Origin of the sequence: Shimia haliotis (assembly GCF_900114415.1) — a bacterium.
Classification (GTDB): domain Bacteria; phylum Pseudomonadota; class Alphaproteobacteria; order Rhodobacterales; family Rhodobacteraceae; genus Shimia; species Shimia haliotis.
This window is the reverse complement of sequence record NZ_FOSZ01000002.1, coordinates 193,954-215,110: the sequence shown is the minus strand read 5'-3', so window position 1 is coordinate 215,110 and position 21,157 is coordinate 193,954. Positions and strand designations below refer to the sequence as shown.

At 57.5% G+C, this 21,157-nt stretch carries 24 protein-coding genes; 11 read left to right on the top strand and 13 right to left on the bottom strand.

Annotated features, from left to right (window positions below):
- Window positions 1-186: 186 nt before the first annotated feature.
- A complete protein-coding gene (locus tag BM069_RS06455; protein WP_093321932.1) occupies window positions 187-585 on the top strand; it encodes a hypothetical protein in 399 nt (132 codons plus the stop codon).
- Window positions 586-1,093: 508 nt separating this feature from the next.
- Here the strand turns inward: BM069_RS06455 and BM069_RS06445 are convergent.
- The 3 genes from BM069_RS06445 to BM069_RS06435 form a co-directional block, all read right to left on the bottom strand.
- The gene (locus BM069_RS06445; protein ID WP_093321926.1) at window positions 1,094-1,525 is read right to left on the bottom strand and encodes a GNAT family N-acetyltransferase; all 432 of its coding nucleotides are present in this window, start codon (window positions 1,523-1,525) and stop codon (window positions 1,094-1,096) included.
- Between the two features lie 96 nt (window positions 1,526-1,621).
- A complete protein-coding gene (locus BM069_RS06440) occupies window positions 1,622-2,392 on the bottom strand; it encodes an isocitrate lyase/PEP mutase family protein (RefSeq protein WP_093321924.1) in 771 nt (256 codons plus the stop codon).
- On the bottom strand, window positions 2,389-3,462 hold the full coding sequence (locus BM069_RS06435; RefSeq protein WP_093321921.1) for a bifunctional transcriptional activator/DNA repair enzyme AdaA: 1,074 nt from the start codon (window positions 3,460-3,462) through the stop codon (window positions 2,389-2,391). Before BM069_RS06435 ends, BM069_RS06440 begins: the two co-directional genes overlap by 4 nt.
- Before the next feature lie 324 nt (window positions 3,463-3,786).
- Between BM069_RS06435 and ihfB the strand changes: the two genes are divergently transcribed.
- The 5 genes from ihfB (at window position 3,787) to BM069_RS06405 (ending at window position 6,964) form a co-directional block, all read left to right on the top strand.
- Window positions 3,787-4,068 (top strand): integration host factor subunit beta, encoded by a 282-nt coding sequence (gene ihfB / locus BM069_RS06425; RefSeq protein ID WP_093321915.1) that lies wholly within the window; start codon window positions 3,787-3,789, stop codon window positions 4,066-4,068.
- A gap of 1 nt (window position 4,069) precedes the next feature.
- Window positions 4,070-4,420: a lipopolysaccharide assembly protein LapA domain-containing protein gene (locus BM069_RS06420; RefSeq protein ID WP_093321912.1), complete on the top strand. Its 351-nt coding sequence runs from the start codon at window positions 4,070-4,072 to the stop codon at window positions 4,418-4,420.
- A 38-nt stretch (window positions 4,421-4,458) separates the two neighbouring features.
- Entirely contained in the window at window positions 4,459-5,100 is a 642-nt protein-coding gene (locus BM069_RS06415) for a phosphoribosylanthranilate isomerase (protein ID WP_093321909.1), read from the top strand.
- 119 nt (window positions 5,101-5,219) lie between these two features.
- Window positions 5,220-6,476, top strand: coding sequence for a tryptophan synthase subunit beta (trpB, locus tag BM069_RS06410; RefSeq protein ID WP_093321907.1), 1,257 nt, complete (start codon window positions 5,220-5,222; stop codon window positions 6,474-6,476).
- A 146-nt stretch (window positions 6,477-6,622) separates the two neighbouring features.
- Entirely contained in the window at window positions 6,623-6,964 is a 342-nt protein-coding gene (locus tag BM069_RS06405; protein WP_139216159.1) for a hypothetical protein, read from the top strand.
- An 18-nt stretch (window positions 6,965-6,982) separates the two neighbouring features.
- Here BM069_RS06405 and hmuQ read toward each other — a convergent pair whose 3' ends face one another.
- On the bottom strand, window positions 6,983-7,303 hold the full coding sequence (hmuQ, locus tag BM069_RS06400; RefSeq protein WP_093322791.1) for a heme-degrading protein HmuQ: 321 nt from the start codon (window positions 7,301-7,303) through the stop codon (window positions 6,983-6,985).
- 128 nt (window positions 7,304-7,431) lie between these two features.
- Window positions 7,432-7,806 (bottom strand): DUF2237 family protein, encoded by a 375-nt coding sequence (locus BM069_RS06395; protein ID WP_093321903.1) that lies wholly within the window; start codon window positions 7,804-7,806, stop codon window positions 7,432-7,434.
- Window positions 7,807-7,932: 126 nt separating this feature from the next.
- On the opposite strand from BM069_RS06395, the gene BM069_RS06390 reads away from it, so the two are divergent.
- Window positions 7,933-9,297, top strand: coding sequence for an FAD-dependent oxidoreductase (locus BM069_RS06390; RefSeq protein ID WP_093321901.1), 1,365 nt, complete (start codon window positions 7,933-7,935; stop codon window positions 9,295-9,297).
- 86 nt (window positions 9,298-9,383) lie between these two features.
- On the opposite strand, the gene BM069_RS06385 is transcribed toward BM069_RS06390, so the two are convergent.
- The 3 genes from BM069_RS06385 to pth all read right to left on the bottom strand — a co-directional run bounded on the left by BM069_RS06385 (window position 9,384) and on the right by pth (window position 12,354).
- On the bottom strand, window positions 9,384-10,547 hold the full coding sequence (locus BM069_RS06385) for a serine hydrolase domain-containing protein (RefSeq protein ID WP_093321900.1): 1,164 nt from the start codon (window positions 10,545-10,547) through the stop codon (window positions 9,384-9,386).
- A 62-nt stretch (window positions 10,548-10,609) separates the two neighbouring features.
- Window positions 10,610-11,650, bottom strand: a complete 1,041-nt coding sequence (locus BM069_RS06380; protein WP_093321897.1) for a DUF2332 domain-containing protein — start codon at window positions 11,648-11,650, stop codon at window positions 10,610-10,612.
- On the bottom strand, window positions 11,647-12,354 hold the full coding sequence (gene pth, locus BM069_RS06375; protein ID WP_093321895.1) for an aminoacyl-tRNA hydrolase: 708 nt from the start codon (window positions 12,352-12,354) through the stop codon (window positions 11,647-11,649). Before pth ends, BM069_RS06380 begins: the two co-directional genes overlap by 4 nt.
- An 89-nt stretch (window positions 12,355-12,443) precedes the next feature.
- On the opposite strand from pth, the gene BM069_RS06370 reads away from it, so the two are divergent.
- Window positions 12,444-13,133: an FkbM family methyltransferase gene (locus BM069_RS06370; RefSeq protein ID WP_093321892.1), complete on the top strand. Its 690-nt coding sequence runs from the start codon at window positions 12,444-12,446 to the stop codon at window positions 13,131-13,133.
- Window positions 13,134-13,216: 83 nt separating this feature from the next.
- On the opposite strand, the gene BM069_RS06365 is transcribed toward BM069_RS06370, so the two are convergent.
- The 3 genes from BM069_RS06365 to BM069_RS06355 form a co-directional block, all read right to left on the bottom strand.
- Entirely contained in the window at window positions 13,217-14,365 is a 1,149-nt protein-coding gene (locus BM069_RS06365) for a M24 family metallopeptidase (protein ID WP_093321890.1), read from the bottom strand.
- 119 nt (window positions 14,366-14,484) lie between these two features.
- Entirely contained in the window at window positions 14,485-15,123 is a 639-nt protein-coding gene (locus BM069_RS06360) for a 50S ribosomal protein L25/general stress protein Ctc (protein ID WP_093321887.1), read from the bottom strand.
- A gap of 146 nt (window positions 15,124-15,269) precedes the next feature.
- Window positions 15,270-16,436, bottom strand: a complete 1,167-nt coding sequence (locus tag BM069_RS06355) for an alpha-hydroxy acid oxidase (RefSeq protein ID WP_093321885.1) — start codon at window positions 16,434-16,436, stop codon at window positions 15,270-15,272.
- A 145-nt stretch (window positions 16,437-16,581) separates the two neighbouring features.
- Between BM069_RS06355 and BM069_RS06350 the strand changes: the two genes are divergently transcribed.
- Together BM069_RS06350 and BM069_RS06345 are read left to right on the top strand one after the other, a co-directional pair.
- Window positions 16,582-17,127: a heme NO-binding domain-containing protein gene (locus BM069_RS06350; RefSeq protein ID WP_093321883.1), complete on the top strand. Its 546-nt coding sequence runs from the start codon at window positions 16,582-16,584 to the stop codon at window positions 17,125-17,127.
- Window positions 17,127-18,506, top strand: a complete 1,380-nt coding sequence (locus tag BM069_RS06345) for an ATP-binding protein (protein WP_093321881.1) — start codon at window positions 17,127-17,129, stop codon at window positions 18,504-18,506. The genes BM069_RS06350 and BM069_RS06345 overlap by 1 nt, the downstream gene beginning before the upstream one ends.
- A 138-nt stretch (window positions 18,507-18,644) precedes the next feature.
- On the opposite strand, the gene trpA is transcribed toward BM069_RS06345, so the two are convergent.
- Window positions 18,645-19,436, bottom strand: a complete 792-nt coding sequence (trpA, locus tag BM069_RS06340; protein WP_093322789.1) for a tryptophan synthase subunit alpha — start codon at window positions 19,434-19,436, stop codon at window positions 18,645-18,647.
- Between the two features lie 79 nt (window positions 19,437-19,515).
- A complete protein-coding gene (locus BM069_RS06335) occupies window positions 19,516-19,929 on the bottom strand; it encodes a VOC family protein (RefSeq protein ID WP_093321878.1) in 414 nt (137 codons plus the stop codon).
- Between the two features lie 96 nt (window positions 19,930-20,025).
- Here BM069_RS06335 and ychF point away from each other — a divergent pair, with 96 nt between their 5' ends.
- Complete coding sequence (ychF, locus tag BM069_RS06330) at window positions 20,026-21,123, top strand: redox-regulated ATPase YchF (RefSeq protein ID WP_093321876.1); 1,098 nt, start codon at window positions 20,026-20,028, stop codon at window positions 21,121-21,123.
- The last annotated feature ends 34 nt before the right edge of the window (window positions 21,124-21,157 follow it).

Below are 21,157 nucleotides of genomic sequence, written 5' to 3'. Positions count from 1 at the left end.
TGTTTTGTGTTGGCTTTGATAATTTCTATGGGGATATTTGGCCGGTCGCAGCAGTGGACCGCTTTGAGCCCAAAGTACCAAATGCTTCAAAGTGTCCGAATGTCTGCTATCAACAAAAAAAGACAACGTGGAATTATTCCACCAGAATAGTTGGTTGAATGCGTCAAAAAATCCACAGCGGGAAATATGCTAAACCAAGAACTGCTTAGCGATTTTATGAATTCATTCTTGGGTTATGGCGATCTGTCTGCCGACACTTGGTTCATTGGAATGGAAGAAGGCGGCGGCAATAGCCTTGAAGATGTCCAAATGCGCATAGGAACTTGGGACAAGCGTGGAAGACGTGCCCTTGAGGATTGCGCAGAGTATCATCACGCGATCGGAAAGGGTCACTTGTTTACGCCACCGGTACGTGCTGCACAAAAAACATGGGATTGGCTAATTCGGGCGCAGCTGATCTCCGAGGGTAAACCATTCGACATTTCTGCTTCCAAGATGATGCAGTGTGAGCGGTGGTTGCGTAGTGACTCTAAGACCTGCGGGCTCGAATTATTGCCACTACCTTCGCCCAATGTAAACGTATAACACTACAACCAATTTTCAAACGACCCAATTCTTCTCGATCGGTCTAGCTATAGTGCGGCAATGCTCCCAATTCGCAAAGCTAAACTCATAAGCGCGATCGAGGAACACCAGCCCCGCAACGTTGTGTTTTACAGCAAACAGTATCTGTCGCATTGGCAAGACATCGTGGGTGTGTGTTTTGACAAAACAGATGGCGTACACGTGGCCAAGTCCGGCGGCATATCCTATTTCTGCACTATGCATCCGACAGCCCAGATAAGAGGTCACGGCCAAAAGAAAGCCTATTGGGAAAATAACGGAGCCCGTTTGTCACTCGCTAAGTGACTTCTTTGGATTCCACAGCTGAAACCCAAAGATGCTTTGGGTAAATCTGGTATAAACCAGACATTCGGCCAAGCGCAGCAAACGTCCCGTTCGCCCCGCACAACCGACCCTACTTCAGCTTGCGACGAAGGTCCGCTTTCTTATTCCCAGCACAATCTACGGGCATGCCCGTGTTTTTTCGGGATCAGTCGGCCGTGTATCTTAACCGGATTTCCGGTTCGCCAATTTCCGGCGTGACCTGGCGTGCGAATTCCTTGAAGCCAAACTTCTCATAAAACCGCCGCCCGATGGGGTTGTCCTCAAACACGCTGAGTTCCAACGTGCCAAAACGCGTCACCGCATCGCGCATCAGGGCTTGGCCGATGCCTTTGCCCATCTGGTTAGGGGCCACAAAGAACCCACCAACTTCTCGGCCTTCCAAAACTGAGATGAAGCCAAGGACCACCCCGTTCTGTCCAAAAACGCGGGTGTCGGCCATGGGGATATAGATGTCGCGCACCATCTGGGCGAACTGCGCGATGCGCTCGCGCCCCAAGAAAGCGTGCGCTTTCAGGCTGGCGTCGGTGTAGATCGCGACAACGGCGTCGGTGTCGGCGGGGGTGAAGTCACGGATCATGGGGCGAACCTAACAGAGACAAGGACAGGCAACCATCCGGAGCGGCGCATTCGGTACTTCCGCGCGGAAACGCGCCGCCGGCTGTTTCCCAACGGTTCAGTAAAACGCCTTCGCCTGTTCGGTGATGGCGTTCATGGCAACCGCATAGGGTGTCGGGCCAAAGCTGATACGGCCGACGCCCAAAGCGGCCAACGGGGCAACCTGCGCGGTCACATCGCGCAGCATCACGTTCACAGGCAAGGGGCTTTGGGCGCAGACTTTTTGGATAAGGTCTGGGTCAGACAGGCCTGGCACAAAGAAACTGTCGCCCCCTGCTTCGGCGTAGGCGTGGGCGCGTTCCAGTGCTTCGGCGATGTGGCTGGCATGATCTTCGGGTTTGGATTGCAGGAACAGGTCGGTGCGCGCATTGATGACGATTGGTATGCCTGTGTGGTTTCCGGCGGCCCGTACAGCGGCAACGCGGGCTGCTTGTGCATCAACCGCGTGCAGACCTTTGCCTTTGACGACGCGGTCTTCGAAATTGAGACCCACAGCGCCCGCGGAAATAAGGCGCTCGACGTTCAGCGTGACGTCATCAGGGGCAATTGCATAGCCGCCTTCGAAATCCACAGACAGGGGCAGGTCGTTGGTGGCGACGATGCGTTCAACGATGGAAAGAAGAAACTCCATCGGCAGGGTCTCGCCATCGCGAAACCCCTGTGCTTCGGCCACGGACCAGCTACCGGTGGCCAGCGCTTTGGCGCCAGCTTTGGCGACGGCACCGGCGCTGCCTGCGTCCCAGATGTTGTAAAGCACAAGGGGGGTGCCCGGGATATGCAGGGCGCGTAGGGTTTCGGCCTTGTCCAAAGAAGAGGGGGTGTCGGTCATGCGGGAAGCCTTTCTGCTTGAGGTCTGTAAAGACGTTCGATTTCAAGGAGTTTCTGTTTGCGCCAGAGGCCACCGCCGTAGCCGGTGAGCGATCCATCCGCGCCAAGGACGCGGTGGCAGGGGATCACAACGGCGATCTGATTGGCGCCATTGGCGCGGGCCACAGCGCGGGTCGCGGTTGGGCGTCCCATCTCGGCAGCTATGGATGCATAGCTTCTGGTGTGACCGGCAGGGATTTTCAGAAGTTCGCGCCAGACATCTTTGGTGAAGGCCGTGCCGTGCATTGCAAGCGGGGTGTCAAATGTGGGCTGGTTGCCGTCAAGAAAGGCGTTGAGTTCGGTTTCAATCTGGTCGGTGGGCGCATACCGGCCCAAGCCCAGGTCGCCTTTGGCGTGATCGCGCAAGCGGGACAGTTCGCGGGGCAGCGCCTTGCGGTCGGTGAATTCCAAGAGGTGCAGATGCGTGACTGAGGAGACTGCGATCATGTCGCCAAGGGAGGTCTTGATCCAGTCGGCGCGTAGCAGGCCGCCGGACTTCAGCGCTGAGGGTGGGCAGCCGAGCAGGCGGGCGAAAGCGGACCGAAAGGCCTGCGGACTGTCAAAACCGGCGTCGTGTTGTGCCGCGATGACTTTGTCGCCGCTTGCAAGTGTTTCAAAGCCTTCTCTGAGGCGTCGTTGGCGGGCCATTTCCAGAAAGGTCATGCCAAACTGGCGCTTGAAACTGCGCCGCACCGTGGAAAGGTCAAAGCCCATCTGCGTGACGTGACTTTCGGACCAGCGGATGTCGGGGCGTTCATCGAGTGCTGTCAGGAGCGCTGCAATTGCGGGATCGGCCTGTGCTGCCGGACGCAGCGGATGGCAGCGTTTGCACGCACGGTATCCGGCTTCGATGCATTCGCCGATGGTAGCAAAAAAGGTGCAGTTTTGGGCCTTGGGTTTGCGCGCGGGGCAGGTGAGCCGGCAAAACACGCCGGTGGTGGCCACGCATACAAATGCCTGCCCATCAAAGCGGTCATCGCGGTGGAGCAATGCATGATAGAGGGTGTCGTGGTCGGGCAGATCAAATAACATGCTGGCAGCCTATCATCTGATTGTGGCGCGTCAGCCAGAAATCAGGCGTCTATTGTCACGCTTGGCCGCACAAAAAATGGTGCCAAAAGCGCGGTGCGTCTTTTCTTTGCGAATCAATGGGTTCTCTGCAGTGCGGCGCAAAATTTTTGGGGCGAAATCCGGAGGAAATGGCCTGATACGCGGGAACTGGCCGCAAAAATCTGCCTATTTGGGCGGAAAACCGGACGCAACGGGTGCCTTTCCGTTTCCGTTTTGACGGTTTCTACCTATAGTCAAAGAAGATGCTTGCGCAAAGACTTGCACGCCCCCAGGGAGACATAGCCGATGATCCGTTCGGAATTGATTCAGAAAATTGCCGATGAAAACCCCCATCTCTATCAGCGCGACGTAGAGCGCATCGTGAACACGATCTTTGACGAGATCACGGACGCGATGAGCGAAGGCGATCGGGTTGAGCTTCGGGGCTTTGGTGCATTCTCAGTCAAACAGCGCGATGCCCGCACGGGCCGCAATCCGCGCACTGGTGAATCGGTGGAAGTGGAAGAAAAACACGTGCCCTTCTTCAAGACGGGCAAGTTGCTGCGAGACCGACTGAACGGAAAGTAAAATGCGCTATTTGCGTTATGCGTTTTTGGGGACCCTTGGGGTCATCCTTATTGCTGTGTGCCTGGCAAACCGTGACCTCGTGACAGTGTCCCTGCTGCCAGATGCATTGGGGGAGTTGATCGGGGTTAATTTTGCCATCAACCTGCCGCTGTTTGTTGTGATCCTTGGTGCCATTGTTTTGGGCCTGGTGATTGGATTTGCTTGGGAATGGATGCGCGAACATCGCCATCGGGCCGACAAATCCAAGGCTGAAAAAGAGCTTCATAAAACCAAGCGTGAAGTGCGCCGGCTGAAAGGCAAACAGGCCGAGAACAAGGACGAGGTTCTGGCGCTGCTAGATGAAGCCAGCTGAGGCTTTGTTTTTTGCGCCAGCTCCTGTAGGGCCGGGTCATGGATATTCGCGTCAAAATCTGTGGCTTGAAAGAGCCTGAGCATGTGGCGGCTGCGGCAGAGGCCGGGGCTGCCTATGTGGGCTTTGTTTTCTTTGAGAAATCTCCACGCAACGTGAGCCTTGAGCGGGCGCGTGATCTGGCGCTGGATGTGCCGGTCGGCGTTGCCAAGGTGGCGCTGACAGTGAACGCGGATGATGCGTTCCTTGATGAGCTGGTCGACACGGTGCCGCTGGATATGCTGCAACTTCATGGCAAGGAAAGCCCCGAGAGGGTGGCCGAGGTGCGCGCGCGCTATGGTCTGCCGGTGATGAAGGCGATTGGTATCGCCGAAGAGGCCGACGTGGCACAGATCGACCTTTATGGCGCGGTGGCGGATCAGCTTTTGGTCGACGCCAAGGCGCCCAAAGGGGCGGCCTTGCCCGGCGGCAACGGCTTGTCCTTTGACTGGCGTCTGGTGAACCGCAAATACTGGCCCGCGCCGTGGATGCTGGCCGGAGGTCTGACGCCTGACAACGTGGCTGAGGCGATCCGCATGACGGGCGCGCGGCAGTTGGATTTGTCTTCAGGTGTGGAAAGCGCGCCGGGCGTGAAAGACCCCAAACTGATAAGGGCGTTCATGGACGCGGTGAAGGCAGCTTAGGCGCTTTCAAGCGGTTTGCGGGCCTCACACTTGCGAGACTTCGCGCCACACTGACGCTTTGGTCTTGCCCTTTGCCCATGTGCCGATTTAGGTACATTCGACGCAAGGGAGAGACTTCTATGTCCAATGATCTTTTCAACAGTTTCATGAATGGCCCGGACGAGAATGGCCGGTTCGGTCAGTTTGGTGGCCGTTTTGTCAGCGAAACCCTGATGCCGCTGATTCTTGATCTTGAGGCGGAATACGAAAAGGCCAAGGACGATCCGACCTTCTGGGCGGAAATGGATGATCTGTGGAAGAACTATGTGGGCCGTCCCAGCCCGCTTTATTTTGCCTCGCGTATGACCGAGACATTGGGCGGCGCGAAAATTTACCTCAAGCGTGACGAGTTGAACCACACCGGCGCGCACAAGGTGAACAACGTGCTGGGCCAGATCATTCTGGCGCGCCGCATGGGCAAGACGCGTATCATCGCGGAAACCGGTGCCGGGCAGCACGGCGTGGCTACGGCGACGGTCTGTGCCAAGTTTGGCCTGAAATGTGTGGTCTATATGGGCGCGCATGATGTGAAGCGTCAGGCCCCGAACGTGTTCCGCATGCGCCTTTTGGGGGCCGAGGTGGTGCCGGTCACGTCCGGTCGTGGCACGTTGAAGGATGCGATGAACGATGCGCTGCGCGATTGGGTGACAAATGTGCATGACACCTTTTATTGCATTGGCACGGTGGCAGGTCCGCATCCCTATCCGGCCATGGTGCGGGATTTCCAGTCTATCATCGGCAAAGAAGTCCGCTGGCAGTTGCCTGTGCATGAAGGCGAAGGCCGCCTGCCGGACACGGTGATTGCGGCGATTGGTGGTGGTTCCAACGCGATGGGCCTGTTTTATCCTTTCCTTGACGATGAGTCCGTCAACATCATCGGTGTTGAGGCCGGAGGCAAAGGCGTGGACGAGAAGATGGAGCACTGTGCGTCGCTGACAGGCGGCCGCCCCGGGGTTCTTCATGGCAACCGTACCTATCTTTTGCAGGATGATGACGGGCAGATTCTTGAAGGCTACTCAATCTCTGCCGGTCTGGACTATCCGGGAATCGGGCCGGAGCACAGCTGGCTGAACGACACCGGTCGTGCGCAATATGTGTCGATCACCGACAAAGAGGCGCTTGAGGCGTTCCAGTTCTCCTGTGCGCAGGAAGGGATCATTCCGGCGCTTGAGCCCTGTCATGCCTTGGCGCATGTCATGAAGATCGCGCCGACTTTGCCCAAAGATCATGTTCTGGTGATGAACATGTGTGGTCGTGGCGACAAGGACGTGCAGACTGTTGCGCGCTACCTTGGCTTTGACATGTCCGACACGGAAGAAGGGCGTTCAGCCGAGTGATCTGATCTGTGGTCTAGAGCGGAAGGCGCCCTTGGGGGCGCCTTTTGTGTTTTTTGGCGTCGATGTAGGGAATTTTGGGGCAAATTCCCCTGTGTTGGCAGAGAGGTCGTGCCCACCTATGGTGTATGAAACCGAAGGAAGTCGTCATGCCCGCCAAGCCACTTGTCGTTTTTTCGCTGCTTTTGGCACTGGCCACGCCAGTCCATGCGCAAATTGATACCCAAGGTCTGACAGGGCAGCCGTTGATTGATCACGTGACGCAGGACATCGTCGCGCAGGGGTATCAAGAGATCCGTGTCAAACGGCGTCCGTTTGGAGAGGTCCGGATTCTGGGCATCAAGGGTGATGTGGCCCGAGAGGTGGCGTTCTTTCCGAAGTCAGGCCGCGTCAAGCGCGATGAAACATTTGACTGGCCTCTGACTGTTCCGACGTGGGATCCGAACAAAGGCCCCGATTTTGCCGACATCGAAGGCCAGCGAACACACTGACCTTCGATGGGCAAGCCGCTAGGCCTCGTGCAGGACCGTTTCAAACCCTTCAAAGTTGGGGTGGCCCATAATCGGGCTCTCGTTTCGGTTTTGGCCGGCGGTTTTGTGTGCGTCGCGGAATTGTTGTGATTTGGTCCAAGCCTCAAAATCCTCGCGGCTGTCCCAAATCACATGACTGGAATAGAGGGTATGATCCTCACCTTTTGGTCCTTTGAGCAGACGAAACTCGCGAAAGCCCTGCATTTCTTTGAGTTTGCTTTCTCTTGATTTCCAGATGGTTTCGAAATCGGCCTCGCGACCTTCGGTGATTTTGAAGCGGTTCATGGCGATAAAGCCCATGGTCATCCCCTTTTGCTGATGTCAGAAAGTGCGCGAACTGGCTGGGCCGGTGCAAAGGGGCATGGCGGGTTCCGCAAAGCGCAGATGACACGGATCGCGCAAAACCGTCAAGCGGTGAGGGCGTGCCGCTAGTCCGCGCGGTAATCTTCCAAGACCCATAGGGGCACAATCTCCAGCGCGCGCTGATGGGTGCCGGAAAGGCTCACCTTGGGGGCGCAGCCTTCGTCGTGTGCCTGAAGGAATCGAGCCGCGCAGAGGCACCACTGATCGCCCGCATTCAAGCCTGAAAAACCGAACTCGGGTCGTGGTGTCGACAGATCGTTGCCCACATATTTTGAATAGGCGAGGAACTCGGCGGTCATGATCGCGCAAACTGTGTGGCTGCCGCTATCCTCGGCGCAGGTGTTGCAGGCTCCGTCGCGGAAATATCCGGTGAGAGGGTCAAGAGAACAGGGCGCAAGCGGTCCACCAAGGACGTTCAATGAAGGGTCTTTTTCGGTCATGTATTAACCATTGCACGGCTCAGAAGCTGCGCATAGCCCAACGACGCATTCGGGCTTTGAAAAAAGTTAAATGGTGATTCAGGATTCTGATTGACCAAAAGTAGGGTCGCGCGCAAACCTGCGCTCATGAAACAGATTCTCGAACCCGCCCGCCAGATTGACGTGATCCATGAAACCGAAGTGCTGGTCGTGGGCTCCGGCCCAGGCGGTCTGTCCGCTGCTCTTGCTGCGGCTCGGGCGGGGGCGCAGGTCACGATGGTGGAGCGTTATGGCTGCTTTGGCGGCAATATCACCGTGGTGGGCGTTGAGGGTATGCATTGGTATCGCCATGAGCAAACCGTTGAAAGCATGGGCATCCCGAAGGAGTTTGAGGATGCGGCGAAAGACGAAGGGGCTGCAGTGCCGGAGAGCCAATCACTGAGTTATGAAATCGACAGTGAGGGGTTCAAACTGGTAGCCGACCGCATGGTCGAAGAGGCGGGCATCCACCCGATGCTTCACCGACAGTTTGTCGCGCCAATTATGGAAGGCGACGAGATCAAGGGTATCATCACCGAATCCAAAGCGGGGCGGGAAGCCATTCTTGGCAAGGTGGTGATTGATGCGACGGGGGACGCAGACGTGGCCCATCGCGCCGGTGCACCAACGCAGATGGCCCAGCGCGAAGACTTGATGGCGGCCTCGGTCATGTTCCACCTTGCTGGCGTGGACAAACGAGCATTTGTTGAGGGAGTGAAGGCCGATCCGCAGACCTACGCCGACTGGGGTGGTGGCGGAGAATGGAACATTGAAACCTCTGGGAAGGAGGACGAGATGTTCTCGCCTTTCCTGCACAAACCCTTTGCCCAAGCGATTGAGGCGGGCATGATTCCAGCCGCTTTGAACACCATTGCGGGTACGTGGGGCGCGATGCATGACACGGGCGAGCTGACTTATATGAATCTCGTGCATCTGGCGGGCATTGATGGCACGGACCCCGACAGTTTGACCCAAGGCGAAATCGAGGGGCGCAAACAGGCGATGTTGGCCATCGACGCGCTTCGGCGTTTTACGCCCGGATGCGAAAACGCACGTCTGCGCAACTTTGGCATGTCGCTTGGCATTCGCGACACCCGTAAGGTCGACACGGTCTATAGCATGACTGAGCTTGATGTGCGCGAGCAGGGCCGCTTTGAGGACAGTATCGGCATCTTCCCCGAATTCATTGACGGCTATGGAATTCTGATCCTGCCAACCACGGGACGATATTTCGAGGTGCCCTATCGCAACCTGCTGCCGAAAGGGATCAAGAACCTGCTGATTTCAGGGCGGGCCACGGCAGGCCACAAAGTGGCGCATGCGGCCACCCGCAACATGGCGTGCTGTGCGGTGATCGGGCAGGGCGCAGGTGTTGCCGCGGCCTTGGCCGTGCGGCAGGCGCGCGCGCTTGACGCGCTCAATATCACCGAGATTCAAGCCGAACTGGTGAAGCAGGGCGCGCGGGTTCACTAGGCGGTTTTTCGGCACCAACGGAGGTGCGCGGGGGCAGCGCGCCCCCGGTTTTGAAACCTAAGCCGTTAGGCCGTCAACGGTTCGGATCACAGGCCCTCGGCAATTTCGCGGAAAAGAGCGATGTTGCCATCGGTGACGCCCTCGTCCTTGAATTTCCGGTCCGCAGAGTTGACGGCGATCACCACGTTGTTGGCGCGGTTCACGTAGATATATTGCCCGTAGACGCCAATGCCAAAAAATTCACCGGGGCGTGGGTCTTTGGGCATCCACCACTGATACCCGTAGTGCAGGTTGCCGTCTGCCGTGTTGGCGCTGGGCACTGTGGAGGCTGCGATCCAATCCGCCGGCACAATCTGAGTGCCGTTTAACTGGCCTTCTTGCAGGAACAATTGCCCAAACTTGGCATAGTCGCGCGTGCGGATGTTCAGACCGCCAAGGACAAAGGCCACACCTTCACCGTCGGTGACATAGTAGGGCGCGGCTTCGTAGCCGAGTTTGGAGATGATTTTTTCAGACAACAGCGAGGACACATCGCGCCCCGTTGCGCCGCGGATCACCATGCCCAGAACGTGGGTGTCGATCGACACGTATTGGAACTGTGTGCCCGGCGCGACGAAGGTTTCCGTCAAGCCCGCTGCGAATCCGTCCAATGTGCCGCCGAGTGCCACGACCCGCCCCATACGGTTGATGTCGCTGTCATAGTCCAGATAGTCCTCGTTGAAGGTCACACCTGAGGACATTTGCAACACGTTTTTGATCGACGCCCCGTCATAGGCGGAGCCCTTTAGGAGCGGCGCATATTTCGTGACAGGATCGTTGATGTCGTCAATATGGCCTTCAGCCAAGACGATGCCCATGAGGGCGGAGAGATAGGACTTGGCCACTGACCAGCTGATGCGGAGGTCTTCCTGGGTGGTGCCCTGATAGTAACTCTCGTGAACCAGCGCGCCGTCTTTGAGCACAACAAGCGCGGTCACGCTGCGGTCTTGCACCCATTGCTCTGTTTGTGCGGGCAAAGCTGCCTCGGTCCCTTTGGGCAGGTCGATCACGGGACCGTCGCCGTGGGCCACATCGCGGCTAAGAAAGGCGCCGTTCATGTGGGAGAAATTGTGCACAATCTTGTCTTCGGCAAAGAGTGAATTGACCGCCATCAGGCGCATCAGTTCTTCGCGTTTCAGAAAACCGACCACTGCCGCGGCCAGAACAAGCATCAGCAGGGCGCGGCCCAGCCATTTGCCAAAAGTGCGCATGAATGTCTCCTCCAATTTGGAGGGAATTGATCACTGCTTCTGCTGCTAGGGCAAGTCTTACCTTAGGTCAGAGACGGAGGCGCCTTCCAATCGACCCAGCGACCGTGGAAATCGGCACGTCCAAGGTTGATGTGCAGATCACCGGGCCAGAGCCGCAAGCTGAGCGCAGCGCCGGGGGATTGATCGTCCGCCTCATAGCTAAGCCACGCCAAAGGCGCGTTCTGGGTCGCTTGCGCTCCGGCTGCTTCAATGAGTGCGCGGCCACGCTCTTGCGCGGCCTCTGGGAAATACTGCCATGCGACTGTGTGAAAAATCAGGTGCAGGCGGGCATTCCAAGCCGATTGCAAACGCTGTTGCAGCCATGCGATCGCGTCGTCCTGATCTATCTGCGCGTTTTGCAGCGCGATGGCTGCGCGGGTGCGGGTGATGCGGTCGGTCTGATCCGCCCAGAGATAGGCCTGCAAACGCAGAGCGTCTGCGGCGTCTTTGGTGTTGAGTGGGTTGAGATCCACGCCGCGCCGTTCTGCAACTGTTGTGGAGTGATCAGGGGGCATAGGCCCGCGCCATTCGGGTGTCAGGGTCACGTCACTTGCGGGACCATACCCGTTGCCGATTTGCAGACGGAAATGGTCAAACATCAGATTGAGGCCCGCCGAAGCGCCCAGTTCTGAAAGCTGAAAAGGTATATCAAAATGGGCCGCCAAAAGTTGTGCGGCGCCAATCAACACGGCAGACCGGCGTACTTCGTTGGTTTGCGGTGCGTTGTCGATCCAGTCGCAAAGAAATGCGTCGTGGTTGTACAAGGCCTTCAAAATGGTCGTTGCAAAAGTGGCGTCTTCCGCCTCATTTGGGGGGTAGACCGCGGACAACACTGCATCTTTGTCTTGTAGGACCAGAGCATGCAGGCCGCTGGCGATGCGCAGGGGCAGGCTGTGACCCAGCGGACCGATGTCACCTGTGAACGTGGCGCATTTGGTCGCCAGCGCTGTGTCTGTCGGCCAAGTTTTGGCCAAGACACGCAGCAGGCGCGCCATAAAGGGGCTGTCCAGACCTTCGCAATGGCCCGCCTGATCACCAAAAGCGGCGACCAATCCGGCCGTCATGAAAACTTGTCCATCAGCTTTTGCAGAGGGCTTCGGCTGTCTTCCTGATAGGCCGCTTTTGGCGCGGGGTCGGGCGCGGATTTGGCGTTCTCCGGTTTGGATTTCTGGGCCTCGGGGCGGGATTTCGAGGATCGTGGCGGGGTCAGACGCAAGGCCACCGCGTTGGAAAATTTGGCGGTGTCACCTGCGGCCAGATGGGCCGCGCCATCGGAGATGCCGCGCAGCATGTCGTCCAGCCACTCCTGATCCATTTTGTGAAAGTCGTGCAGCACATAATGGCTCACCAGATCTTTGCGACCAGGGTGGCCGATACCCATCCGAACTCGTCCGTAGGTTTCACCGATATGCTGATGCATGGAGCGCAGCCCGTTGTGGCCAGCGTGGCCACCCGCCTTTTTGTATTTGAGCTTGCCAGGCGCGAGGTCGAGTTCATCATGGAACACAACCACATCTTCGGCGGTCAGCTTATAAAACCGCATTGCTTCGCCCACAGACTGTCCTGACAGGTTCATGAAAGTTTCGGGCTTTAGCAGCAGCACTTTTTCCGAGCCCAACCGTCCTTCGGTCAGGGCGCCTTGAAATTTGCCCTTCCACGGACCGAACCCGTGATCATCGGCAATGCGATCCAGAGCCATAAAGCCGATGTTGTGGCGATTGCCTGCGTATTTGCTGCCTGGGTTTCCGAGGCCGACAAAGAGTTTCATGGGAGTTCACCTGTGCTGCTCACGGTTGCTCTATAGCGGCCAAGCCCCTAGGACTCAATGAAATGACAAGGCAAGGCGGCAGTGCGCGAATGACAGTATATACGCTCAAAGGCATTGAGATTGACATTCCCGACTGGCTTAGGGACACGCGGATCGAGGAGAAGCTGACCTCGGGCGACTATGAAAACAAGGAAAGCAATGCGGCCCTAAAGCGGATCAAGAAAGGCTGGCGGGTTCTGGAGATTGGCGCAGGGCTTGGCTATGTCAGCGCGATCTGCGGGCAAGCGGCGGGGGCTGAGAACGTGATGAGCGTAGAGGCCAACCCGAGGATGCTGGAGCCGATCCGTCAAAATTTGCAGCGCAACGGGCAGGGCGATGTCACTTTGGTGCACGGCGCCGTAGTCGGTGATGCGCATTTGACTGAAAGCGTCGCTTTTCGCGCCGGTTCGCTTTTCTGGGGGGGCGCCTTGGTTGAAGAGGGCAAGGCGCCTGATGACCTTGTCGAGGTGCCGGCTGTGCCGATTGGGCATTTGCTGGCGATCCATCAGCCGCATTTTGTGATGATGGACATCGAAGGCGGAGAACAGTTCCTTTTTGACAAGAAGTGGCCCAAATGCGTGCGCCACGTGGTGTTGGAAGTGCATTTGTCCAAATATCCCCGCAAGGTTCTCAAGAAGATCGTGGACTGTATGAGCCGGTCAGGCCTGACCTATGATCCGGCCACAAGTAGCGGGCGCACGCTTGGGTTTATGCGCGTTGGCAAGGTGAAGAAGGGGTAGGGCGCTTCCCTCGCTGAATGCGGCTCACCCCGGGGTATTCCGGCCGGAAAGAATACGGTTCTGAAGGGTCGAATTTGGCGGGGTTACAAGACGTGCAAGTCGAGGGAGCTGCGTGACAGACGTTCGACACCGGTTTCCGTGACCAGAACAGAGTGGCCGGTGCACATGGCGAATCCCGTGTCGGAATCCATGAGGATCATGTGCAGGAAGAACACCTGATTGGGTTCCATCAGCAGAGGATTTCCTTCGTAAAACATTGGAAAATCGACCCAGATCGGATTGTAAACGGCCCCCATTCCATAGCCGCATGCCTGCAAACGGGCATTGTGCAGCCCGTGCGCATCAAACACCCGCGCGTGGGCGTCAAAGACCTCCCCCATGGGCGCGCCTGGGCGAATGGCGGCCTCGCAGGCTTCCAGAGCCTCGAGAGTGACGGCGTGCATACGTCGCTGTGCGTCGCAGGCGTCACCGACGATCAGAGTGCGCATCATGGCTGCGTGATAGCGGGCGTAGGTGCCCGACCATTCCAGCGTTAGTTGGTCTTGTGGGTCCAAATGGCGGCGTCCGGAATAGTAGCGGCAGAGCAACGCACCGGGGCCTGAGCCGATGATAAACTCATTGCCAGCATAGTCGCCGCCGCCCTCAAAAACTGCGCCTTGCATGGCGCTCAGGATGTCGCCTTCAAAAGCGTCGGCGTGCGTGGTGCGCAGGGCGGCATCGAATGCGTCGTCTGACAGGGCGGCTGCCTTACGGTGCATGGCGATTTCGGCGGGCGATTTGACACGGCGGCATTGGCGGAGCACGTCGGAGGCTTCGATCAGGTCGGGGATTGCCGCCTGTACCTGTTGGCCGACCCACATCGTCAGGCCGGCAGTTTGTGTTTCCCAGCCGATGCGCTTGCCTGAAAGGCCTCGCTTGGCAAGCAGAACCGCTAGATCCTTTTGTGGTGTTGCGCCTTCAAATTCAGGCCAGATGTGAATCTGGTCGTCTTGCAGGATTGAAGTATGGCGGGCTTGACGCAAGTCCGGTGCGCGGGTCAGCAGGTCGACACGACCATCCGCGCCGAGAACCATGCATTGGAACATGGCAAAACCGAAAGTGTCGTAACCGGTGAGCCAATAGTGGCTTTCGGGGGCAAAAAGCAGGATCGCGTCCAGACCGGCGGCGGCCAGCGCGGCGCAGGCCTTCTGGTTTCGGATCGCAAACTCTTCGGTGGAAAAATGCAAGGACATGGGTGCGCTCATTGGTGATACCTGATCGAACCTAGAGCCAATGGGACCTTTCACCCAAGACAAAAAAACGCGGCGTCCCGGAGGACGCCGCGTTCTGCCACGCGCCTTGCGGCGGGGTCTTATTCTTCGGCTGCTGCTTCTTCAGCGGCCTCTTCGCCTTCACCCTCTTCGTTCTCGGAAGAACGCAGACCGGACGGAGCGGAGAGGTTTGCAACCACGAAGTCACGGTCGATGGTTGGCTTGGCGCCAGCCGGCAGGTCGATCTGGGAGATGGTGATGGTGTCGCCAACTTCCTTGCCGGTCAGGTCAACAACCAGACGCTCAGGGATGTCACCCGCGGTCACGTTCAGTTCAACCTCAGGACGGACAACAGTCAGAACGCCGCCTTTTTTGATGCCGGGGGCTGCTTCTTCGTTTTCGAAATCAACGTGGATGAACAGGTTGATTTTCGAGGTGCGGCGCAGGCGCAGCAGGTCGATGTGTGTCGGAAGGTCTTTGACCACGTCACGCTGCACACCGCGGCAGATCACGCGCACGTCTTCTTCGCCTTCAACTTTGAGGTTGAACAGGGTCGACAGGAAGCGGCCTTCTTTCAGTTTCTTGAACAGAACGTTGAAAGGGATCTGGATTGCCAGCGGATCGGCGTCGCCACCGTATACAACACCAGGAACGAAGCCGTCACGACGTGCTTGACGAGCGGCGCCCTTGCCTGTCCCCGTGCGTGCTTCGGCGATAAGATCAGGAATTTGACCAGCCATTTTGAATTCTCCATATACCAAGGCGAGGATCCTCCAAGGCTGTATCCTCGCGTGAAGCCGCGCGTATAGCGGGGTTTGTTTAGAAAGCAAAGGGGATTCGCGCGCTCCTTTGGGAATTTCCGCGCGATCCCGCCCGTTGTCTGCCTTTAGGCCTGCCAGCGTCCTTCGAAGGCCTCGGGTATCAGCAGAATATCGCGGTTCAACTCGTCGATGCGGCGACGTCCGCAGAGCGCCATGGACAGGTCAAGTTCGGTGTGGATCACGCGCAGAGCTTCTTCGACGCCTTTCTGGCCCATAGCGCCAAGCCCATAGACAAAGGCGCGCCCGATATAGGTGCCTTTGGCCCCCATAGCCAGCGCCTTGAGCACGTCCTGACCGGAGCGGATGCCGCTATCAAGGTGGACTTCGACCTGATCGCCTACCGCCTCGAGGATTGAGGGCAGGGCGCGGATGGATGAGAGTGCTCCGTCCAGCTGACGGCCGCCGTGGTTTGACACGATGATGGCATCGGCCCCAACCTTGAGCGCCATTTTGGCATCCTCTGCATCCAGAATGCCCTTAAGGATCACCTTGCCGCCCCACTCTTCCTTGAGTTTGGCGACTTTGTCCCAATCCAGCGTAGGGTCGAAGCTTTCTTTGGTCCAGGCGCCCAGATCCTTGGCATCCGAGATGCCGTCAACATGGCCGACAATATTGCCAAAGTTGCGCCGTTTGGCGCCCAGCATTTCAATGCCCCACGACCATTTGGTCATCAGGTTTGCAATGGTCGAGGGAGTCAGTTTCGGCGGGGCGGAAAGGCCGTTTTTCAGGTCTTTGTGCCGTTGCCCAAGAATTTGCAGGTCAAGCGTGATCACCAGTGCTGAACAGTTGGCCACCTTGGCCCGCTGGATCAGGCGGCTTACGTAATCCGTGTCGCGCATTGTGTAAAGTTGGAACCAGAACGGCTTGGTTGTGGCTTCGGCGACGTCCTCGATCGAGTTGATCGACATGGTGGACAGCGTGAAGGGCACACCGAATTTCTCGGCTGCCCGGGCGGCTTTTATTTCGCCATCCGCACATTGCATGCCGGTCAGGCCAACAGGGGCGAGGGCGACAGGCATCGCCACATCTTGACCGATCATCTGGCTGGCTGTGGAGCGGCCGGACATGTCAACGGCAACCCGCTGGCGCAAATAGATGTCTTCGAAATCCGAGGTGTTTTCGCGGAAGGTCTGCTCGGTCCAGCTGCCGGATTCGGCATAGTCGAAAAACATGCGCGGCACGCGCCGTTCGTAAATCCGTTTCAGGTCATCGATACAGGTAATCACCGGCATTTTGGTCCAAACTCCCTCACTTTGGTAAATGTTCCTTACCAATACGCAAGGTTTCGCGCAATCCTCTTTGCAGTCGTTAGGCTCGTGTTAACGCCTTGGGCGTAGTTTGGCCCGAGTTTAAAGAGTGTATTTGTTGGAGGTCCTGATGAAGGGCGTTGTGTTTGTGGAATTGATCCGCATGGCCGAATCCGTCATGGGCGAAGAAGCGGTCGATGATATTCTGGAAAGTGTTGACCTGGAATCCGACGGCGCCTTTAGCGTGGTGGGTAACTATCCCTGTAGCGAGCTAATGGCCCTTGTCGATGCGTTCGGAACTTATCTGGACGCGCCGGTGGACGCTTTGCAGGCCAAGTTCGGGCATTGGATGTTCGCGCGTTTTGTCGAAGGCTATCCCGCCTTTTTCGAGGGCAAGCATGACGGTTTTGACATGCTCGATTCGATCGAGAACGAGGTGCATGTCGAAGTCCGCAAGTTGTATCCTGAGGTCGAGCTGCCAACATTTGCGACGGAACGGCCGGGTGAAGGGCAGTTGAAAATGGTCTATGCGTCCGAGCGTCCGTTGCAACATTTTTGCCGCGGGATGCTGGAAAGCTGCATGGATCATTTCGGGCACACTTATACGGTCGACATGCAGGAAAGCTCTGCCCAAGGACAGCATCGCGCGGAATTTCTTGTGCAGAAAGTGGCCTGATGTATTTGGGTGAACAGGTTGGCTCGACCCCTGACCATGTGTCTCGGCGCCGGTATCTGCGTGAGCGAAAAGGGCGGGAGGAGGCGGAACGCCTGCTGGAGGCAAAAAGCCGGGAGTTGTATGAGGCCAACCAACGTCTGACCAAACTGGCCGAGACGCTTGAAACCGCCGTGCACTTGCGCACCGCAGAGCTTGAGACCGCGCGGGTGGCGGCGGAAGCTGCGAATGAGGCGAAATCCGTTTTTCTGGCGTCGATGAGTCACGAGATCCGTACACCGCTCAACGGTATTTTGGGCATGGCGCAGGCGCTGGATGACAGCGGCCTGACGCAGGCCCAGCACCAGTTGGTCACAGTATTGGGCGAAAGCGGTCGGCTGCTTTTGTCCATAATCAACGATGTTTTGGATATTTCAAAGATTGAGGCGGGCAAATTTGATTTGGAAACCGTGGCCTATTCTTTGCCGGAACTGGCGCGGGTGATGTGTCAGCATCACCGTGTTGCCGCCGAAGAAAAGGGGCTGCAGTTTGAGGTCACGATCGATGACAGCGCCAAGGTGATGGCGGAAACAGATCCAACGCGCTTGCAGCAGGTGGTTGGCAATCTGTTGTCTAACGCGGTGAAGTTCACCGATAGCGGGCGCGTGTCGCTGCATATGACGCTGGAAGAGGCACGAAACGGCAAAGCTTGGTTGAAAATGACGGTCACGGACAGCGGGCCGGGGATTGCAAAATCCCAACAACCGCGCCTTTTTCAGAGGTTTTCGCAGGCCAACACCTCGATCACTCGCATGCATGGAGGCACGGGTCTTGGCCTCGCGATTTCGCGCCGCATTTGCGAGCTTATGGGGGGGAGTATATCGGTCAAAAGCGATGCGGGAAAAGGGGCGACATTTGTCGCCAAGGTGCAAGTTGTCCCACTGAAGGAAAGAACACCGGCGGATGCCTCTTTGAGTGAGGTGAAGGAAGTCGTCACTCTTGAAGGGCTGCGGGTTCTGGCAGCGGAAGACAACAAGACCAACCAGTTGGTTCTGAGGCATATGTTGAAGAAGGCGCAGGTGCAGTTGACGATTGTGCCGGATGGCAAGCAGGCGATCGAAACTTGGAGCGCGGGCGCTTTCGATATGGTTCTAATGGACATCAATATGCCGGTGATGGACGGCCTTGAGGCGACGCGTCTGATACGGGAAGCCGAACGGGCCGCCATGAAAGAGGCCGTCCCGATCATTGCGGTTTCGGCCAACGCAATGGTGCATCAAGTGGCGGGATACTTGTCGGAGGGCATGACAGGCCATGTTTCAAAACCGGTCAGCAGGGCCGTGTTGGTGGAAGCGATGATCAAGGCGCTGGAAGAAAAGCGCAGCCGGGGGGCGGACCCCTGAGGCCGAAGCGTCGTGCCGGGGATGTCAGCCCCAAAAACGCCCGTGAGCTGGACATGCGGGCAGGGCGCGATGCGAAATCAGGCCAGCAGCGCGGCGACGGCGCGCTTGGGCGTGGTTGCGGACTTGATGGTCCGCAAATTATGCAGAATGCGCGCCGTCTGCCAATGATTTGACGAATGCAAGCACTTCGTCCACGGGCTTGCCTGCGCCGATCTGACTTACGATCGCGGAACCGACAACCGCGCCATCAGCGACGGAGGCAATCGCCTGAGATTTCTCGGGGCTGTTGATGCCAAAGCCCACGATTACGGGCAAATCGGTGGCGGATTTGATGCGCGCCACTTCCGGACCGACATTGGTGGCTTCGGCTTCTGCGGCCCCTGTGATGCCTGTGATCGACACATAATAAACAAAGCCCGATGTGTTCTGAAGAACTTTGGGCAGGCGCTTGTCATCGGTTGTCGGCGTTGCCAGACGAATAAAGTTCAGGCCGGCGGCTTGCGCAGGAATGCACAGCTCGTCGTCTTCTTCCGGCGGCAAATCCACCACGATCAGACCGTCAATGCCTGCCGCCTTGGCGTCGGCAAGGAATGTGTCGACCCCGCGGGAAAAGATCGGGTTGTAATACCCCATCAACACGATGGGCGTGGTGTTGTCGGTTTCGCGGAATGCCGCGGCCAGATCCAGTGTCCGCTGCAACGTCATGCCGCCATCAAGCGCACGCTGACCTGCAAGCTGAATTGTGGGCCCATCCGCCATGGGATCGGTGAATGGTAAACCGAGCTCAATCACGTCCACGCCCGCCCCGGGTAGGCCTTTGACGATCTCAAGCGACGTCTCGTAGTCGGGATCGCCCGCCATCACATAGGCTACAAAGGCCTTTTTGCCAGCGGCGTTCAGTTCGGCGAATTTCGCGTCGATACGAGTCATTTCAGGCATCCCTCAACAAAGTGCTGAGGCAGGGATGCCTGTTTCGGGCGGGAAAATCAATGCCGCCAGTTCAACAGACTTAAGGCTGCTGCTCCGGAGCGACGCCAATCATCCAGTTGGTGCCAAATCGGTCGCGCACCATGCCGAAAGCTTTGGAGAAAAACGTTGGCCCGAAGGGCATGGTGATCTGACCCTCTTCGGCCAGAGCGGCAAAAATCCTCTGTCCTGTTGCCGCGTCCGGCACAGGATGGTTGACCGAGACCGACTCCATCAGTTTAACGGGCATGCCCGGCATGAAGTCCGACGCCATCAGGCAGGCCTCTCCAACCATGATGTGGCCATACATGATCCGGTCTGAGGCCGGCATGTTTTCGCTGTCGGGAGCGTCACTGAGAGGCATCAAAGTGAGGTCGTTTGCGCCAAAGATCTCGGCATAAAATGTCAGCGCTTCGGCACATTGGCCGTCAAAATTGAGATAAGGAATGAATGTCATATGCAAGGTCCTCCTAGGGCGCAACTTAACACGCGCCTTGCGCCGCGCCCAAACTCTGCATAAGAGCAGCGTCAAAGCTGTGACAGGAGACCGGCCATGGGTTTCAAGATGGGTATCGTGGGTTTGCCGAATGTGGGCAAGTCGACACTTTTTAATGCGCTTACCAAAACCGCTGCGGCGCAGGCGGCGAACTTTCCGTTTTGCACGATCGAACCCAACGTGGGGGAGGTCGGCGTTCCGGATGCACGTTTGGACAAGTTGGCCGCAATTGCGCAATCCAAACAGATCATTCCGACCCGTATGACCTTTGTGGACATCGCCGGTCTGGTGAAGGGCGCTTCCAAAGGGGAGGGGCTCGGAAACCAGTTCCTCGCCAATATCCGCGAAACCGACGCAATTGCACATGTGCTGCGGTGTTTTGAGGATGGCGACGTGACCCACGTTGACGGACGGGTCGATCCGGTCGCGGATGCCGAAACGATCGAGACCGAGCTGATGCTTGCCGACATCGAGAGCATCGAGAAGCGCCTGCAGGGTCTGGTGCGTAAGGTGCGCGGTGGCGATAAAGAGGCTGTCCAGCAGGAACGCTTGTTGAAAGATGCGCTGGCGGCTTTGGAAGACGGCAAGCCCGCGCGGCTTGTTGAAGTGGATGACGAAGACGCTAAGGCCTGGAAAATGCTTCAGCTTTTGTCGACCAAGCCGGTGCTTTATGTCTGCAATGTCGGCGAGAGTGAAGCGGCTGAGGGCAATGCGCATTCTGCCGCCGTCGCCGAAATGGCCGCGGCACAGGGCAACAGTCATGTGATCATTTCCGCCCAGATTGAAGAAGAAATCAGCCAGCTTGAAGATGATGAAGCTGAAATGTTTTTGGGCGAAATGGGGCTTGAAGAGGCCGGTCTGGATCGTTTGATCCGTGCGGGTTACGAGCTCTTGCATCTGGAGACATATTTTACCGTCGGCCCCAAAGAAGCCCGCGCCTGGACCATCCGTCAGGGCACGATGGCCCCGCAAGCGGCCGGTGTGATCCACGGGGACTTTGAAAAAGGTTTCATCCGGGCCGAAACCATCGCCTATGACGATTATGTCGCCTGCAATGGCGAGAGTGGCGCGAAGGAAGCGGGTAAGATGCGCGCTGAAGGCAAAGGCTATGAAGTGCAAGATGGCGACGTGATGCACTTTTTGTTCAACACCTGATCGGCAAAGCCAGCTTTTGAATACGCTTGATGCG